The organism is Chryseobacterium rhizoplanae, from assembly GCF_900182655.1.
Classification (GTDB): domain Bacteria; phylum Bacteroidota; class Bacteroidia; order Flavobacteriales; family Weeksellaceae; genus Chryseobacterium; species Chryseobacterium rhizoplanae.
In genome coordinates, this window is sequence record NZ_FXTC01000007.1 from 1 (window position 1) to 17,170 (window position 17,170).

The 17,170-nt window shown below is 36.5% G+C and carries 15 protein-coding genes; 7 read left to right on the top strand and 8 right to left on the bottom strand.

Annotated features, from left to right (window positions below; genetic code table 11):
- Positions 1 to 864: 864 nt before the first annotated feature.
- Complete coding sequence (locus FN817_RS23205; RefSeq protein WP_167498881.1) at positions 865 to 1,026, bottom strand: bacteriocin-like protein; 162 nt, start codon at positions 1,024 to 1,026, stop codon at positions 865 to 867.
- A 226-nt stretch (positions 1,027 to 1,252) separates the two neighbouring features.
- Here FN817_RS23205 and FN817_RS15580 point away from each other — a divergent pair, with 226 nt between their 5' ends.
- Positions 1,253 to 1,525: a bacteriocin-like protein gene (locus tag FN817_RS15580; protein ID WP_142718759.1), complete on the top strand. Its 273-nt coding sequence runs from the start codon at positions 1,253 to 1,255 to the stop codon at positions 1,523 to 1,525.
- Between the two features lie 52 nt (positions 1,526 to 1,577).
- Here the strand turns inward: FN817_RS15580 and FN817_RS15585 are convergent, their stop codons facing one another.
- Positions 1,578 to 2,528 (bottom strand): isopenicillin N synthase family dioxygenase, encoded by a 951-nt coding sequence (locus FN817_RS15585; protein WP_142718760.1) that lies wholly within the window; start codon positions 2,526 to 2,528, stop codon positions 1,578 to 1,580.
- A gap of 84 nt (positions 2,529 to 2,612) precedes the next feature.
- On the opposite strand from FN817_RS15585, the gene menD reads away from it, so the two are divergent.
- Positions 2,613 to 4,283 (top strand): 2-succinyl-5-enolpyruvyl-6-hydroxy-3-cyclohexene-1-carboxylic-acid synthase, encoded by a 1,671-nt coding sequence (gene menD / locus FN817_RS15590; RefSeq protein ID WP_047420743.1) that lies wholly within the window; start codon positions 2,613 to 2,615, stop codon positions 4,281 to 4,283.
- A gap of 2 nt (positions 4,284 to 4,285) precedes the next feature.
- Here the strand turns inward: menD and FN817_RS15595 are convergent, their stop codons facing one another.
- On the bottom strand, positions 4,286 to 4,912 hold the full coding sequence (locus FN817_RS15595) for an aminotransferase class IV (protein WP_047420744.1): 627 nt from the start codon (positions 4,910 to 4,912) through the stop codon (positions 4,286 to 4,288).
- On the bottom strand, positions 4,896 to 5,873 hold the full coding sequence (locus FN817_RS15600) for an aminodeoxychorismate synthase component I (protein WP_142718761.1): 978 nt from the start codon (positions 5,871 to 5,873) through the stop codon (positions 4,896 to 4,898). Before FN817_RS15600 ends, FN817_RS15595 begins: the two co-directional genes overlap by 17 nt.
- Before the next feature lie 44 nt (positions 5,874 to 5,917).
- Here FN817_RS15600 and FN817_RS15605 point away from each other — a divergent pair, with 44 nt between their 5' ends.
- From FN817_RS15605 to FN817_RS15620, 4 genes are all read left to right on the top strand, one after another.
- Entirely contained in the window at positions 5,918 to 6,643 is a 726-nt protein-coding gene (locus FN817_RS15605) for a hypothetical protein (RefSeq protein ID WP_142718762.1), read from the top strand.
- 72 nt (positions 6,644 to 6,715) lie between these two features.
- Positions 6,716 to 7,444, top strand: coding sequence for a beta-carotene 15,15'-monooxygenase (locus tag FN817_RS15610; protein WP_047420747.1), 729 nt, complete (start codon positions 6,716 to 6,718; stop codon positions 7,442 to 7,444).
- A 12-nt stretch (positions 7,445 to 7,456) separates the two neighbouring features.
- On the top strand, positions 7,457 to 8,536 hold the full coding sequence (locus FN817_RS15615) for an AI-2E family transporter (RefSeq protein WP_142718763.1): 1,080 nt from the start codon (positions 7,457 to 7,459) through the stop codon (positions 8,534 to 8,536).
- Positions 8,537 to 8,557: 21 nt separating this feature from the next.
- Positions 8,558 to 8,785: a DUF3820 family protein gene (locus FN817_RS15620; RefSeq protein WP_047420761.1), complete on the top strand. Its 228-nt coding sequence runs from the start codon at positions 8,558 to 8,560 to the stop codon at positions 8,783 to 8,785.
- A gap of 81 nt (positions 8,786 to 8,866) precedes the next feature.
- Here FN817_RS15620 and uvrB read toward each other — a convergent pair whose 3' ends face one another.
- The 3 genes from uvrB to FN817_RS15635 form a co-directional block, all read right to left on the bottom strand.
- On the bottom strand, positions 8,867 to 10,858 hold the full coding sequence (gene uvrB, locus FN817_RS15625; RefSeq protein ID WP_142718764.1) for an excinuclease ABC subunit UvrB: 1,992 nt from the start codon (positions 10,856 to 10,858) through the stop codon (positions 8,867 to 8,869).
- A gap of 148 nt (positions 10,859 to 11,006) precedes the next feature.
- Positions 11,007 to 12,797, bottom strand: a complete 1,791-nt coding sequence (locus FN817_RS15630) for a M56 family metallopeptidase (protein ID WP_142718765.1) — start codon at positions 12,795 to 12,797, stop codon at positions 11,007 to 11,009.
- A 2-nt stretch (positions 12,798 to 12,799) separates the two neighbouring features.
- Entirely contained in the window at positions 12,800 to 13,171 is a 372-nt protein-coding gene (locus FN817_RS15635) for a BlaI/MecI/CopY family transcriptional regulator (RefSeq protein ID WP_142718766.1), read from the bottom strand.
- Positions 13,172 to 13,276: 105 nt separating this feature from the next.
- On the opposite strand from FN817_RS15635, the gene FN817_RS15640 reads away from it, so the two are divergent.
- A complete protein-coding gene (locus FN817_RS15640; RefSeq protein ID WP_142718767.1) occupies positions 13,277 to 14,494 on the top strand; it encodes a PQQ-dependent sugar dehydrogenase in 1,218 nt (405 codons plus the stop codon).
- A gap of 141 nt (positions 14,495 to 14,635) precedes the next feature.
- On the opposite strand, the gene FN817_RS15645 is transcribed toward FN817_RS15640, so the two are convergent.
- The gene (locus FN817_RS15645) at positions 14,636 to 17,062 is read right to left on the bottom strand and encodes a TonB-dependent receptor plug domain-containing protein (RefSeq protein ID WP_142718768.1); all 2,427 of its coding nucleotides are present in this window, start codon (positions 17,060 to 17,062) and stop codon (positions 14,636 to 14,638) included.
- Positions 17,063 to 17,170 lie beyond the last annotated feature (108 nt).

The following is a 17,170-nucleotide window of genomic DNA, read 5'->3' on the forward strand; positions in this document are numbered from 1 at the left end:
AACACAGAAGTTAAGCCCACCAGCGCCGATGGTACTGCGAAAGCGGGAGAGTAGGCCGCCGCCAGTTTTTATTTTATTTTTAAAAATCCTTTATCTTATGATAAAGGATTTTTTTTTGCTGTATACCCAAGCCAGCACAATCCTAAAAGATAAGTAATGAATAATAAGCAATGAGTAATAAATAATGCATCAGTTTATCAATTATCATTGAGTGCACATTGTTCAAAACCAGTTTCCCGTCTTTACCATCATTACTAATCTATATTCCTCTTATCTGTCACTTTGAAGGAGTTTAAACAACCCGGGATTGTATTGTATCATTTTCCTCAACGAATGTCTTACCAAATAATAAATTTTGGCTAAAGCCCCATAGGAAGAAAGAAATCTTAATAAAACGGCTTCCTTCGACTACGCTCAGGATGACGGCCCGCTCCTATTGAATAGGATAAAACTATTATTTATAATCTGAACCTCAGAAAAACGTAACGCGAATCCCGAATCCCGCAACTCATAACTCATAATTCGTCTTCCCTAGCCCCGATAGCAATGGTTACCCCACAGCTTGCGTGGGAGAGCTGTGGGTTTGAGTGTAGGAAAGCGCTGGCGCGAGGAGTATGAATGGATAGCGGGAGAATGCTCTTCTTTATTAATGCTGATGAATTCTCTAATTTAATACCAAGTATTACTTATTACTATCAGACATTATTTTTAAGCTCATAAACAATCTCTTTTTTATAAAAATATATCTGTGTGTGGAAATGTTATAGGAAGAGCTAAAATCTACCCTATTGTAAGCCTACAGAAATAAAAAAACCGCTTCAACAAAGAAACGGTTCCCATTTTATGACATTTTGATTTTCAATCTTACATATCACTGTTTGTGTCCGGGCATTTGAAATCATCACTGCACGTAGCACAAACAATTACTCCGCTGCAATAATACATGCAGAAATCTGCTTCAGGAAGAGTGGCACCTCCGGAAATGTTTTTTAATTGGCCTTTTTGTAGTTTTTTTAAATTTTTCATATTGTTTTAATTAAAAATTTGTATGTAAAGTAAAAATAGTTAAAATATTTTTAATTAAACAAGATATGGTATATAAAAAAATAAAGTTTACTAAAATTATAGTCTTTTGAATCTGCTAGAAACTCAGTTTTATTTAAATATTTGATTATTAGTTAAATATATATTATTTTTAGGCAAGCGTTATCCGAAAAGCTTTTAGAGTAGGAAATACCAAAAATCAAAAACTATGAAAAATCTAAAAAAACTTTCAAGAGAAGACAAGAAAAGTATTGTTGCTGGAGTCGACTTTCCGGCATATTGTTTTGAGGGTGGAGGACCAGGAGAAGGAGGGTGCTCTGCGGGAGAGATCTGTTCAGGTGGTAAATGTGTACCTTACGGAGGAAATCCGGGAGGTGGAGGAAACCCAGGCGGTGGTGGTGATTCTTATACCTGTATCTGTCCGTGGGGAACTTTCACTCAGCCTACGCCATGCCCTGAATTTTATTGTATCACAGGTTAGGACACAAATAGGAATAAAAAAGGCTGTCTCAAGATCGAGACAGCCTTTTTATTTATTTTTTAATCAATCCCAGTTCGATCAATCTTTCATGCAGGAATTCTCCGGCAGTTGTATCTTCGTATAGTTTCGGATTGTTTTCGTCTACACAATTTTCAAGTGCATTTAAAGACATAGCACTTACAGGATGCATAAAGAAAGGAATCGAATATCTTGAAGTACTCCACAATTCTCTTGGTGGGTTTACCACTCTGTGGATAGTAGATTTCAATTTGTTGTTGGTATGTCTTGAAAGCATATCTCCAACATTGATCATCAATTCATCCGGTTCTGCAATGGCATCAATCCATTCTCCGTTGTGATTCTGAACCTGAAGACCTTTCCCTTGTGCTCCCATTAGAAGAGTAATAAGGTTAATATCTCCATGAGCTGCAGCTCTTACCGCATCATCCGGTTCTTCAGTAATTGGCGGATAGTGAATAGGTCTTAAAATAGAATTTCCTTCTGCGATTTTGTCATCAAAATAGAATTCATTTAAGCCAAGATGCAATGCTAAAGCTCTTAGAACATACTGTCCCGTTTTCTCAAGCATCTGAAATGCCTCTTTACCAACTTCGTTGAATTTTGGAAGTTCATCAACGATTACATTGTCCGGATACTCAGTTTTGTATTTTGAATCATCAGACAGATATTGCCCAAAGTGCCAAAATTCTTTTAAGTCTCCTTTTTTGAAACCTTTTGCAGTTTCTTTACCGAATCCTACATAACCTCTCTGGCCGCCTATTCCTGGAATCTCATACTTCTGTTTCGTTTCCACTGGCTGTTCAAAAAAGTTTTTTACCTCTCCATACAAATCATCTACCAGGTTGTCATCAAGAAAGTGGCCTTTTAAGGCTACAAAACCAATTTCTTCATAAGCTTTTCCGATTTCATTTACAAATTTCTGTTTGCGTTCCGGGTTGTCCGAAAGGAAATCACGCAGGTCTACACTAGGTATTTTATCCATTTTTAGAAATTTACGAACAGCAAAATTACATTTTTTTTAATTTAAATGATTTTAAAATCATTATTTATAAGTTAAATTTGCTGTATGAAAAAATATTCTTCTAAGAGAAGTATCCAAATACTTGCACATCTTCTTCAACAGTACGGAATTGCTGATATCGTAATTTCTCCGGGGTCAAGAAATGCTCCTTTGGCCATTCATTTTTCGGAGGTAGATAGTTTTAACTGTTACAGTATTGTAGACGAAAGAAGTGCTGCTTTTGTGGCGATGGGAATGGCAAAAAGCGAAAAGAAACCGGTAGCAATTACCTGTACCAGCGGATCTGCAGTGGTAAACTATTATCCTGCTGTTACTGAAGCTTTTTATCAAAATATTCCACTTTTGGTACTTACTGCTGACCGACCGACTGATTTTGTTGATTTGTTCGATGGTCAGACGATAAGACAGAAGGATGTTTTTCATCAGCATTCCTATGGTGATTTCCAGCTTTTGGAAGACAGCAAAGAACATGCAGAAGATATTAATTTCGATACCATTAAAAAAGCCATTGAACTTTGCTTTGAAAAGCAGGGGCCGGTGCATATTAATATTCCTTTGGAGGAGCCTTTGTATGAGCTTGTATCAGAACTTCCTACTTTTCCTACGGTAGAAAAAACAATCAAGCATAAAGAGTATGAAATTCCTTCAAATTTAATTGCAGAATGGCATACTTCACAAAGAATTATGCTGTTGGTAGGAACCAGAGATTACAGCCCTGAGCTGGAAAATCAATTGACTCAATTGGTGAAAAACCATTCTGTGATTGTTTTAAGTGAGGCCAATTCTAACCTTCATCATGAGAAGTTTTTCAAACATATAGACCGTTATATATTTAATTTTACAGAAGAAGACTATAAAACCTATGCTCCGGATCTGTTGATCACAGTGGGACAGAACGTAGTTTCTAAAAAAGTAAAACAGTTCCTGAGAAGTGCTCGCCCTAAACAGCACTGGCACCTGGATGAAGTATGGCAGCCGGATACCTATTTCTCACTGACAGAAAAAATTGAAGTTAAGCCTGAAGTTTTCTTCTCAAAATTGTTGAAATTTATCAATCTGGAGCCTAGACCCTATTTTAATCTTTGGGACGTTTTAAGGGATAAAAAAGATGCTAAACACGAGCAGTTTTTGAATACGATTGAATTCTCAGATTTTTATTTCTTCAATAAGGCTTCGCAGACGATTCCTGAAAATTATAACATCCATTTCAGTAATTCTTCCGGCATCAGATATGCACAGCTGTTTGATTTCGGAAAGCGAAAAATGTACTGTAACAGGGGAACCAGCGGTATTGACGGATCTACTTCTACGGCAATGGGATTTGCTATTAAAAATGAAAATCCTACTTTGCTGATTACAGGAGATTTAAGTTTCTTTTATGACATCAACGGACTTTGGAATCAATATATCCCACCGTTTGTAAGAATCATGATCTTCAATAACGGTGAAGGAAATATCTTTAAGATCATTCCGGGGCCCGGAAATGCCAACCCGAATACATTGGATGAGTTTATTGCTACAAAACACCGTAAGAATGCAGAATCTCTTGCCAAGCACTTTGGGTTCTCCTATATAAAAGTAGAGGATGAAATTACGCTTGACAGAGTTCTGGAGAATTTCTTCAAACCTGATGCACAACCAAAAATCCTGGAAGTAAATACTCACGGGAAGAATAGCGCAGATGTGCTGAAGTCATACTTTGAGTTTATGAAATAATCTTAAAGATCAAGATACTCTTCATTCCCCGGCAGATTGATAATTCTGTCGATAGGGTAGATGAACATATCATCAAAATCATTCAATGCATTAATGATCTGGAAATGGGTGAACTGCTTTATATTTTGTAAAGTAATCTCCGTTTCTTTGATCTTTTTGTGCTTTAAAAGATGCTGCCTCTGTACTCCGTTCAGCAGATAGGTAGCGGGAGTAAACCAGTCTTTCCCTTTTAAAAATAAAAGGTTAGAAAAAGAGGTATCGGTGATATGATTATTTTTAACAATGATAATCTCTTCTGTCTTGGATTTCATCTTCATTTTATCCAACTCTTTACGGTCTTCAAACTTGAATGAATAATCAAAACTGTTGTTTTCTACCAGCTTGAAATCCTGAATTTCAGGAATCGCATAAGGAATCATCTGTGTTCTGACTCTTTTGTCGAGATCATAAGAAATTCTTAATTTGAAAAGACCATCCTCATCATGCTGTAGATTTTTGTAGATCTTAGCCAAATCAATAGAGTCTTCTTTCCCGAAATGGGAAAATGTTTGATTGACACGTTTCTGGTGTAGATCCAATAGAAAAACCTCCTGATCTTCTACTTTAATGCTTTCAATGAATTGGGACATAGATTTTATTTTTCATTTCCTGATATTCGTCTTCTAACTTACTCATGTGCGTTATACCGCCTCCGCTTTTGAAATACAGCTGGTCTTCTTCTTTTTCAATAAAGCGTATCATTACACAGCTGTCTACATTCTGGCCGTCAAACCAGCCACAAATTCCCGTGTAATATCCTCTGTCATATCCTTCTGCATCCAGAATTATTTCCAGTGTTTTAGGTTTGGGAGCTCCTAAAATAGATCCCGCAGGAAGAAGTTTCTGCATAATACTTCCTACTTTTCCCTCATATTCAGGTTTTATCATTCCTGAGATTTCAGAACTCATGGCATACAGATCCTTTTGTTGGGTTTTGATGAAATCAATATGCTGGAACTGGTCCACCCTTACATCATCAGCTACCATGCTCAGATCATTCCGAAGCAGATCTACTACAGTGTAATGTTCTGCTTTTTCCTTTTTATCATTCTTCAGTATTTCCGCAGCATTTTCAATAGAGGCATCAATGGTGCCTTTCATGGGATAGGTTAAAATTTTTCCGTCAATGATCTTTACAAAAGTTTCAGGAGAAAAAAATACAAAAAAATCTTTATAAAAAACTTTGTATTTCGCATTTGAGTGGTAAAAAATTTCTTCTAAGGTTAAATTGGTCTCTATCTTGGTCTTTCTGGTATAATTTACTAAATAAGAATTTCCCAAACGAATATTTTTCTGAACCTTATCAAAGCCGATTTTAAAGCTTTCCAATGTTTCAGGAAACGATTTCCAGACTACTTTTTTGTCCAGTTCCTGTGTCTCTTTTGTGTTTGAAAACTCTTGAAAATCAATAATTAAGCCTTCTTTTTCAATTTCATGTTCCTGATAGATTTCCACATTCTCCGAGAGAAAGTCGATAACGAAAAAATAGGGAACCTTCTGAAGAGAAAGCTCGTCCATTTCCATAAATTTTTGATGATTCACTGAAAACATTCTGCAAAAGTACTTATTGATGTTTACTTTTGCATAAATTTTTTATGATGCAGAACAAATATCCTCAGAAACCGGGACTAGATTTTATATTGAAGCAGGCATTTTTTTATTGGAATAAAACACTGGTTTTTCAGTTGATGTTTTCCATCATATTTTTTGGAATATTGCTTACCGCCGTTATGCTTTTTGGAACAAAGTATGACGTTTTCTCTTACAATAAAGAATTGGAGGAAGCTTTTTTGCAGGGAACAAAAGCATATCTGAAAAAAATGGAAGCGATAACGGCAACCGAAAATTATCAGATGTTTACACTGGCTATCTGGGGGACTACAGCATTTTTGTATCCATTGAATCTTGGGATGTTCCAGATCTTCAGGAAAATTGATCTTAAAGAAAATATTGTGATCGGGGATCTTTTTGCGGGGTACAATGGACTCAACTTTTTTAAATATGTAGGGTATTTTCTTTTCTGGTTCTTTATTTACAGATTTACAATTCCTACCATAATATTGGCTGTTGCTTGGGTTGCTGTGACTCTGTTTGTTGCACCGCTTATGTTTTTTGCGGATAAAAGGATATTCGAAGCCATTTCTCTGAACTTTAAAGCTCTTAAAATGTATTTCGTTGAAATAATGGTTTGTGTAATCGTTGCTTTTCTATTTAAGTATTTAGGTTTTGCTCTTTTTTTGATAGGAGGACTTTTCACTTTTCCTTTTTGGAATGCGATGATTTATTCATTGTATAAAACCGTTTTTTCAGAGAAAAGCTAAAATTCATTCGTGTTTAATGTGATTTTTTACTAAAAAAAACTAATTTTGGTAAAATCATTAAATATTTAAACTATGTCTGAATTTAACGAATTTGATCAGCAAGGCTCTGTGCCTAACAGAGATACGGGGTCGATTATTTCTCATGCCTTTGAAATGTATAAAGGTGTTTTCGGTTACGGAATCGTAGCAATGATTATTTATCTGGTGGGAGGGTCTGTTATTCAGATGCTTACAGGATTTGATTCTGCTTCTATCGTAGAAGATATGAAATCTTCAGGAGGTGATTTTAATTATTGGAGTGCTCCGGGACTTCCTTTGTATATGGGGGCTTCCAGTCTTTTCGGTCTCTTATTATCGCCTTTGTATGTAGGATTGATCTACATGGTGAATAAATATAACACCAAAAGCCCTATTGAGTTTTCTGACCTATTCATCGGATACCGTCAGAATTTTGTAAACATATTGATCTACAGTCTTCTATCTGGGATTATTTCTTCAGTTGCTCTTGCATTGTGTGTACTGCCTATTATTTTTGTATATCCTTTCCTTTTATTAGGATATCCTATTCTGTTATTTGAAAATGCTTCAGCTACAGATGCTTTAGGGAAATCTTTCAATATTGCTAAAGAAAACTATGGCGTTTTCTTATTAACCGGATTCTTAGGATTCCTGATCTCTATTGCAGGGGTTATTCTTTGCGGAATTGGGGTTATCTTAACCGCTCCGTTTATTATGATTGTAATGTACTCTACGTATTGTGCTTTCTTAGGAAAACCAAGACAAATTATGTACAGTAAATAAAATATAAAATACATGATGAATAAGGACAAACAAATAAGCAGTGTTGCAATAAAGCAGATGTCTTTGCTGGCCATTATTATAGTGCTGGCAGGGTTGATCTGTTTTAATCTGGCATTGTTTATTCCCTCTGTTTTGGGGGCAATCACCATTTATGTAGTCTGCAGAAAATATAACTTTTACCTGCAGGAAGAAAAAAAATGGAAACCTTCACTTGCGGCATTTGCATTAATGTTTGCGAGTCTTATTGTTCTTATTCTTCCTATCTACTTTATTGCCGATCTGATTATTGATAAACTGGGAAATGCGCAGGCCTATATGGCCAAGTTCAATGTTTTCCTGGATAAAATACATTCTTACATATTTTCCAAAACAGGGTTTGATATTCTGAGCAAAGAAAATATGACGAAACTGAAAGATAATGTAGGAAAAGTTTCTACGTCAGCGCTCAGTGGGACATTCAATACGCTTACTGTAGTGATGTCCATGTATTTTATTCTCTATTTTATGCTGGAAAGACCAAGACTCTTTGAAAAGATTCTTACTTCTTCTGCACCGTTGAAGAGATCCAACATTTCTTTGATAGGCGATAAAATGAGAAAACTGATTATGGCCAATGCTATCGGGATTCCGGTTGTAGCAGTAGGACAGGGGATTGTAGCGCTTATCGGATACCTTATTTTTGGAGCTCCGGGAGCAATTCTTCTGTTTGCTTTGACGGCTGCTGCTTCAGTAATTCCTGTGGTAGGAACGGCTATTGTATATGTTCCGGTATGTATCTTTATGATCGCTGAAGGAAATACAGGTCAAGGTATTGGCTTAGCGATCTATTGCCTTGTAGTGGTAGGTCTTACGGATAATCTTCTTCGCTTTACGCTTTTAAAGAAACTGGAAAACATCCATCCTTTGAATACGGTATTTGGGATTATCATGGGAATGAATCTTTTTGGCTTCATGGGGCTTATTTTCGGGCCTATTCTGATTTCACTGACCCTTCTTCTGGTTCAGGTATACAGAAATGAGTTTTCGGATGAAGAGACACCTCCAGACCTTGAACTGCCCGGCCAAAATGATCTTGAAGAAAAATTAATTTAATTATATAAAAAAGTGGAAGGACTGAATCCCGAAATATTAAAAGAAATCTGTGTCATGAAAATGCCGTTCGGCAAGTATGAAGGAACGGTTCTGATTGATCTTCCGATCAGTTACCTGGAATGGTTCAACAAAAACGGAATGCCAAAGGGAAAACTGGGAATGCAACTTTCAACAGTTTATGAGATCAAATTAAACGGCCTGATGGATCTTTTGACTCCCATCAGGGCAGCAGTAAGAAACGGATTGTAATAAAAATAAATAAACCAATCTTGGTAAAAAGTTTCGGCGGCATCGAAGATGCCGCCGAAACTTTTTTATAAATCAGTCTTATTAAGCCTTCAAAGCTGCAATTTCATCTCTCAGCTTGGCCGCTTTTATAAAGTCAAGGTTTTTCGCAGCAGCTTCCATTTCTTTCTGCTTCTGTGTAATCATTTTCTCTATATCTTCACTTGCATAGGTTGCTTTTGTTTCAGCAACTTTCTGAAGGATTTCTTTTTGGGTATATTTCTCATCCGGGAAGTCTTTGCTTCTTCCGACAAGGTTTTCAGAAATCTTTTTATTTAATGCTTTTGGCTTCAGGCCGTGATCTTCATTGTATTGCATTTGTTTAGCACGGCGGTATTCGGTTTCATCCAGAGTAGCCTGCATGGATTTTGTGATTTTATCAGCATACATGATTGCTTTTCCGTTCACATTCCTTGCAGCACGTCCCACAGTCTGAATCATTGATCTTCTGCTTCTCAGCATTCCTTCTTTATCAGCATCCAGAATAGCTACTAATGAAACTTCAGGTAAATCCAATCCTTCTCGCAATAAGTTAACCCCAATAAGCACATCAAAAAGCCCCAGACGAAGATCCTGCATGATCTGAATACGTTCCAGCGTTTCAACATCAGAGTGAATATATCTTGTTCTGATTCCGAATTTGGTAAAGTATTTCGTAAGTTCTTCTGCCATTTTCTTCGTTAAAGTCGTTACCAGTACTCTTTCATCAGCATCAGATCTTTTATGGATTTCCTCCATCAAATCATCAATCTGGTTGATGGTAGGTCTTACCTCAATAATGGGGTCAAGAAGTCCTGTCGGACGGATGATCTGCTCTATATAAGCTCCTCCGGTTTTTTCAAGTTCATAATCTGCAGGAGTTGCTGAAACATAGATTACCTGATTCTGAATAGCTTCAAATTCTTCAAACTTTAAAGGTCTGTTGTCCATAGCAGCCGGCAGTCTGAAACCGTATTCCACTAATGCTTCTTTTCTGCTTCGGTCACCACCATACATAGCATGAACCTGTGGAACCGTTACGTGGCTTTCGTCAATAACCATTAAAAAGTCTTTAGGGAAATAGTCGATCAGACAGAAAGGCCTTGTGCCCGGAAGACGGCCGTCAAGATATCTCGAATAGTTCTCAATTCCTGAACAATAGCCCAATTCTTTGATCATTTCAAGGTCCAATTCAGTTCTTTCCTGAAGTCGTTTGGCTTCTAATGGTTTTCCAACAGAACTAAAGAAATCAACCTGTTTTACCATATCATCCTGAATTTCTTTGATGGCACCGTTTAAGGTTTCCTTTGATGTGACAAAAAGATTGGCAGGATAAATTTGTATCTGATCAAAATTGTCTTCTACATTTCCTGTAACCGGGTCAAAGCTTTGAATTTTTTCAATTTCATCTCCAAAAAACTGAATTCTGATGGCATTATCAGTATAAGCGGGGAACACATCAATCACATCTCCTTTTACACGGAATGTTCCTCGTTGGAATTCATTTAATGTTCTGGCATATAATGCATTAACTAATGAGTGGAGAAGCGCTGTTCTCGTCACTTTTTCACCAATAGCAATGGAAATTAAAGATTTATGAAATTCTGTAGGGTTTCCGATACCATAAATACAGGAAACAGAGGCTACAATCAAAACATCCCTTCTTCCTGAAAGAAGGCTGGCAGTTGCAGAAAGACGCAGCTTTTCCACCTCTTCATTGATGCTCAGGTCTTTTTCAATATAAGTTCCCGTTGTAGCAATATAAGCTTCGGGCTGGTAATAATCATAGTAGCTTACAAAGTATTCCACGGCATTTTCCGGGAAGAACTCTTTAAACTCCATGAAGAGCTGTGCCGCAAGAGTCTTATTGTGTGCCAGAACTAAGGTTGGGCGCTGAACATTTTTTACAACATTCGCAACAGTAAAGGTTTTTCCGGAGCCTGTAACTCCTAGGAGTGTTTGATATTTCTCACCGATCTCTATTCCTTCGGTAAGTTTTTCAATAGCTTGAGGCTGGTCTCCGGTAGGTTTATATTCTGATTGAAGCTTAAAATCCATAGAAAAGAATGTATACAACAAAAATACGAAAGAAATTATTAGACAGGATAATGTTTTGATGGTGAATATTTTGATAATAAAATTTTAACAGTTTCAACAGGAATAATTGAAAAAATAAAAAAAGCGCTAAAAATTAGCGCTTTCAAGATTAAGGTTTTGTAAAAGTCATTGTTGCGGGGACTTTTAGTACAGAAGCAATGGGTTTCCCATCTTTCGTAGCAGGTTTCCAAACTGTGTTATTACTTATTTCAGTGACTGACTTAAGAAGTTCCCGGTTTAGTATTTCATTATCTCCCGAAGTGGTTACCTGTGTTGTTTTTCCTGTCTCATCGATATGAATATAAGCAGTTGATGTTATAGTACCATATTTAGGTTCAAAGTGACTGGTATCAATGCCCTTATTTATTTGCATTCTGAAACTTTTATCCCCATCAACGTATTGTGCCGGAAGTTCATTAGTGTTCTGTGGAGTATTGATGGTTGTATTTGTGTTTTTACCTTGATTATTTTCATTTATGCTATTTATCCTTGGAACGATTGTATCTGCAACGGCTTTTAAATCTTGCCTTTTGAATCCCATTATGACAGAAGATTTTCCTTCTTGTCTGGTCTTTTCAAAATAAGCCGGAGTCATTAAAGTAACCTGATAAGGCTGAGGATTTTGTGCTGTTCTGGCATTTGGATAAATTTTACTGATATAAACATTTGAAAAATCTGTTTTCTTATAGTTTTTCAAAACGCTGTTTTCAATTTTTTTTGAATCAATCCAGACTGCATAGTCTTTTTTATTTAAAAATGATTTCAGTTCACTCTCTGTTGGAATTCTTTTTTTTAATTCAGGCAACGCAAAGAATGTGATCTTCTGCTCATTTTTCTGGGTTTCATTCAGTAAAGGATAAAGTTCTTCCAGTCTTTTTTTATCACTTTCTGAGACCTTTTTTGAAAATTCAGCATATTTTCCATCATTCAGCAAATCAGCATACTTAGCCAATATGTCTTTAAATTCCTGATAAGAATCCTGGTCATTAGTCTGAGCAGAAGTTTCCGCTATTTTTTCTGGTATCTGAATACTTGCGGAATTCCCTGCATATGTTCTTTCAGAAAGTAAAACAGCGGCAGCAATTAGCGTTGTGATTCCAGCTGTTTTCTTTAACAGGCTGAATTTCGATTTTTTGGTTTTCATCATAATAAATCTTTTTTTGGTGTTGTTAAAATTAAATGAATGAGTCAAAGGAGGATTTTGGTGGCTAAGAATTTGATCAAGAATAAGGTTTTGGTACTCTTTAATATTATAATTCTTTTTCAGTACCGCTTCATCTGCTAAAAACTCATGATTCGTGATTACTGCTTTTTTGTATAAGAAAAGAACAGGGTTGAACCAGGTAAAAATCTTTAAAAGATCCAGTATTACTAAATCTACACTGTGTTTCTGATCAATGTGAGCCTTTTCATGCAGGAAAATTCTTTGGTCAATTCTATCATTTTCCATGTAATTTTTCCCCATATATATTGTATTCCAGAAACTGAATGGAGAAAGACTTTCACTTGTTAATATGATATTGTAATATTCGTAAATACGTTTTTCACCTTTAATTCTTCTGAAAGCTAAGAGAGCTAAGAGACTTTTCATGAGTAGAAAAAGTGTCATTACAGCATACACGCCCCACACAATATTCATCCAGTTGAAACTATCCTGTTCTGGCTGAATTAAAATCATTTGCTGAGCCGTTTCTTCAATCATCATTTGAGTTTGAGGCTCTATTTTAGCTTCAGGTCTTTGTATCGTAATATTGATAAATGGAATAATATAAGAAAGCAGTATACCACTTAATAAATACCATCTGTTGAATCTGTACATTCTTTCTTTTTCAAGGAAGAGATAATAAACGGCAATGAAAACAGAAGAACACAGAACTATTTTCAGAATAATGGCTGCCATATCTATTCCTTTATCTGATCATCTATGATATCACGGAGTTCTTTCAGCTGCTTTTGACTAAGCTTTGCATTCGATGTAAAAAAGGAAGCAAACTGTGTTACTGAGCTGTTGAAAAAACGATCAATCATGGAAGTCATTTCTTCCTTGAAATATTCCCCTTTTTCTATTTTTGGATAGTATTCACGGGAATTTCCATACACTTTATAACCTACAAGATCTTTGTTCTGCATTCTTTTAAGCAAAGTTGCAATAGTAGTTGCAGCAGGCTTGGGGTCAGGATAGGTTTCCAGAATATCCTTCATGAAAATTTTTTTCTTCTCCCAAAGAATTTCCATGAGAATTTTTTCAGAATCTGTTAATTTAATCTCTTTCATTCTACAATGTTGTAATTTGTTCTACAAATGTAGAATAAAAAATGAAACCAACAAATTTTATGGCATTATTTTTCCATTCATTATACAATCACCAATCCTAATATTATGAGAATCAATCAATTTTATGTCCCGATAATGAGCCTTTTTCTTGTTTTGTCATCGTGCAAAGAAAATCATGCGAATGCTCAGAAGACTGGAAACGATGGAAGTGTAGAGACAGAGAAGCCTAATTCTGATTACAAACCGGCATTTAAAGGGCAGACAAGAATCAAGGCAGTAAAGACTACAACAGCATATAATGTAGAGATATTAAACAAAGATTTAGGAAGACCCTGGGGAATTATCAATTTACCTGATGGAAAGTTTCTGATTACGGATAAGAATGGTCACATGAATGTTGTGTCAATAGATGGGAAACAGGTGTCAAAAATAGAAGGCTTTCCAAAAGTGGATTCAAAAGGGCAGGGAGGAATGTTGGATGTGGCTCTTGATCCTGATTTTACTGCCAACAATATTATTTACTTCAGTTTTTCAGAACCGTTTGGGAAAGGAAATTTAACTTCCGTGGCGAAAGGCAAGCTGTCTGCAGATCTCAAAAATATCTCAGAAGTAAAAGTTATTTTCCGTGCTGAACCTTCTTACGATGGAGATAAACATTATGGAAGCCGTCTGGCTTTTGATAAAGATGGACATTTATTTATAAGTACAGGAGAAAGATCAGATAAAGTGACGCGTGTCTATGCACAGAAAACGGATAATTATCTTGGAAAAATTCTGAAAATTACAAAAGACGGCAAGCCCGCTCCGGGAAATCCTTTTATCGGAAAACAAGGCTATAAACCTGAAATTTATGCTTATGGTGTGCGTAACCCGCAAGGAATGGCGATTGATCCTAATGGCAATCTCTGGGATGTGGAAATGGGACCGAGAGGTGGAGATGAGATCAACCTCATTCAACCCGGAAAAAATTACGGATGGGGAGATGTGACGTATGGAATTGAATATTCAGGTGATAAAGTAGGGCAGGGAATCACCCAAAGAGAAGGAACTGAGCAACCCATCTATTACTGGGATCCGGTGATTTCACCAAGCGGAATTACTTTTTATACAGGAAATATCGAAGAATGGAAAGGAAATCTGATGATTGGATGTTTAAGTGGCGAGCATATTGACAGGATTGTCATGAAAGATAATAAAGTGATCGGTGAAGAACGTCTTCTGGCAGATCAGAAAGAACGTTTCCGCGACGTATTGAACGGAATGGACGGAAATCTTTATGCGGTAACCGACAGTGGTAAGCTTTATAAAATTTCAAAAAAATAAAAAAACTGTATCAAAATGTCATTCTGAACGAAATGAAATGTAGTGAAGAATCTTATGCTATTGGTTTATCAATGAGATTCTTCCTTCGTCAGAATGACAAAGGTGAAATTATTAACCTTGGATACAGCTTCTTTTATTCTCTTAAAACTTAAAGTTAAGTCTGGCAAAAACCTGTCTTCCGGCAAATCCCATCTGAACAGGGTCAAAAATACCTCCGCCTTCTGTATTTCCATCACTTACATGAGTGGTTTGCAGTGTAGGGTACCTGTTAAACAGGTTTTTACTGCCCAGGGTGAGGTTCAGATTCTTACAAAATTCATAACCAAAAGAAAGATCAGTAGTTACTTTTGGATTATAGACCTGTTCTCTACCGTCATAACCAATCAGTGTTGCTTTGTCAAATCTTACCAACTGGAGATTCGCATTGAATTTGTTGATCTTATAATTGAGGTTCAAATTGACTTTTGTTTTCGGAGCAGAAGCGAGGATAAAAGCTTTTTCTCTTTCGCTTAAGTAAATGTTTTCTTTCCCTGCCAGTTGTTCTGAAGTATTTACTTTGGTGATTTCCATATCATTATAGTTTCCGGCTAAGGTAGCCGTCAGTTTTCCAGAACCTACATTTTCACTATAGCTTAAGATAATATCAATCCCTTTCGTGCGGGTATCAATTGCATTAGAAAAGAATTGTACCTGGTCAATAAATGGATTTTCTTCTTGAACTTTTTCTGGCAAGTCCGCCTGTGCGAAATATCCGGTAAGAACGATTCTGTTTTTTACCTGAATATAATATCCATCCACTGTCGCTGTAAATTTTCCTGTGTTGAAAGTGAATCCTGCACTTCCGTTCACAGAGGTTTCCTGCTTCAGCTGAGGAATTCCAAGGCTGCCTGCAATATTACTATCGTTAGATGCGAGCTGAATGGTAACTAATTTTTTTTCCTGGAAGTTGGTAAATTGCTGGCTGTAATATTTCTGAGCCAGAGAAGGTGCTCTGAACCCGGTAGAAACGGAACCACGGAAAGCAAATTGCGGAGTGATCGCATATCTTGTTGCAAATTTTCCATTTAAAGTGCTTCCAAAATCATTATAATTTTCAAATCTTCCGGCAACGCTTATCATCCAGTTTTTTGTAACGTCAAGTTCAGTATCTATATAGGCCGCAAAGTTATTTCTGCTCTTACCAATGTCTGTGGAATATCCCGGGAATCCTTGGGAACCGCCTGGTCTTACATCACCGCTTAAAGGATTGGTGACAAGAAGGTTTTGGGGTGTACTGGCGGTCACAGGATTTCCATTTACATCATACATAGCATAAGAAGCTTCTTCTCCTTTGATGATATCAAATTTTTCATACCTGAATTCCGATCCGAAAGCGATATTCAGTCCTTCCAGTACTTTGAACTGCTTTACAGCATTAAAACCTGTTGTATTCTGTAGTAATGAATGTCCTCCTGCATTAAAGCTTGTAGGTGATTTGACTCCCAAAGTGGCATTAATCGTATTGTCAATCTGATAGGTAAATCTGTTGTTGCCAAAAGCATTATAAAAATCTACATCCCAGCCGGCAACTTTAAACTTAAGACCGTTGTCAAACGTAAAATCTGTAATGCTTGTATTTTCAATCGGGTTGAATCCTGTAGGATAAATTTCAGGAATATTTCCGTCGGCATCTGCTGATCTGGTCCATGCGTAGGCCTTGGTATTTCTGTGAGAAAAACCTTGACGGGAATAGAATTTCAGACCATCAGATAAAGGAAGCTCAATATTTCCGAAAAAGTAAATGTTTTGCGCCTTTGCATCCCCGAAACGCTGTCTTGGAGCAGTATATAAGTCAGGATTTGCATTTCGTATCGCATAATCTTTGTTCATAAACTCTACTGTAAAGTTTCCAAAACCTCCCTTTGAGCCTATTTTAGTTCCTAAATTTCCACTGAAATCAAAGGTAGTTCCATCTACTTTATGATCTGAGACAACATCATTATTCCCCGGGCTTTTAAAAAGATTCATTCCATAAAAAGCATTTCCTTCAAACCCTTTGTCACGGTCATTCAAAATAACATTGATTACTCCTGCAATGGCATCAGATCCATATTGAGCTGAGGCTCCGTCACGAAGGACTTCCACTCTTTTTATCGCACCAATTGGAATGGTATTCATATCATATCCGGTGTTTCCTCTTCCTTTAGTTCCAAAAAGATTGATGAGTGAAGACTGATGATATCTTTTTCCATTCAACAATAGCAAAGTTTGATCCGGCCCTAAACCTCTTAAAGTGGCAGGATCTACTGCATCAGCACCGTCAGATCCTGATTGTTTGTTAGAGTTGAAAGATGGCGCAGAAAACTGTAAAAGCTGGTTGATTTCTACTTGTCCTGTTGACTGGCTTACCTGTTTAATGTCGATGATATCAATAGGAACAGGCGTATTCACTACTGTTCTTTTTTTATTCCGGCTTCCGGTGATGGCCACTTCGTCAATCTTCGATTCTTTCAGGGTATCCTTTATTTGCTGGGCATAAGATAAGGTAGAAGCTCCAAGAAAAATGATGCTGATGTATTTTATTTTCATATAGATAATTTTGAGTGGTGATTTAATCAAAATTATCAATATTTATTTTTAAATCCACATTAAAATTAAATATTCAGTATGGATGTCTTAATTTATTAAAGATTTGTG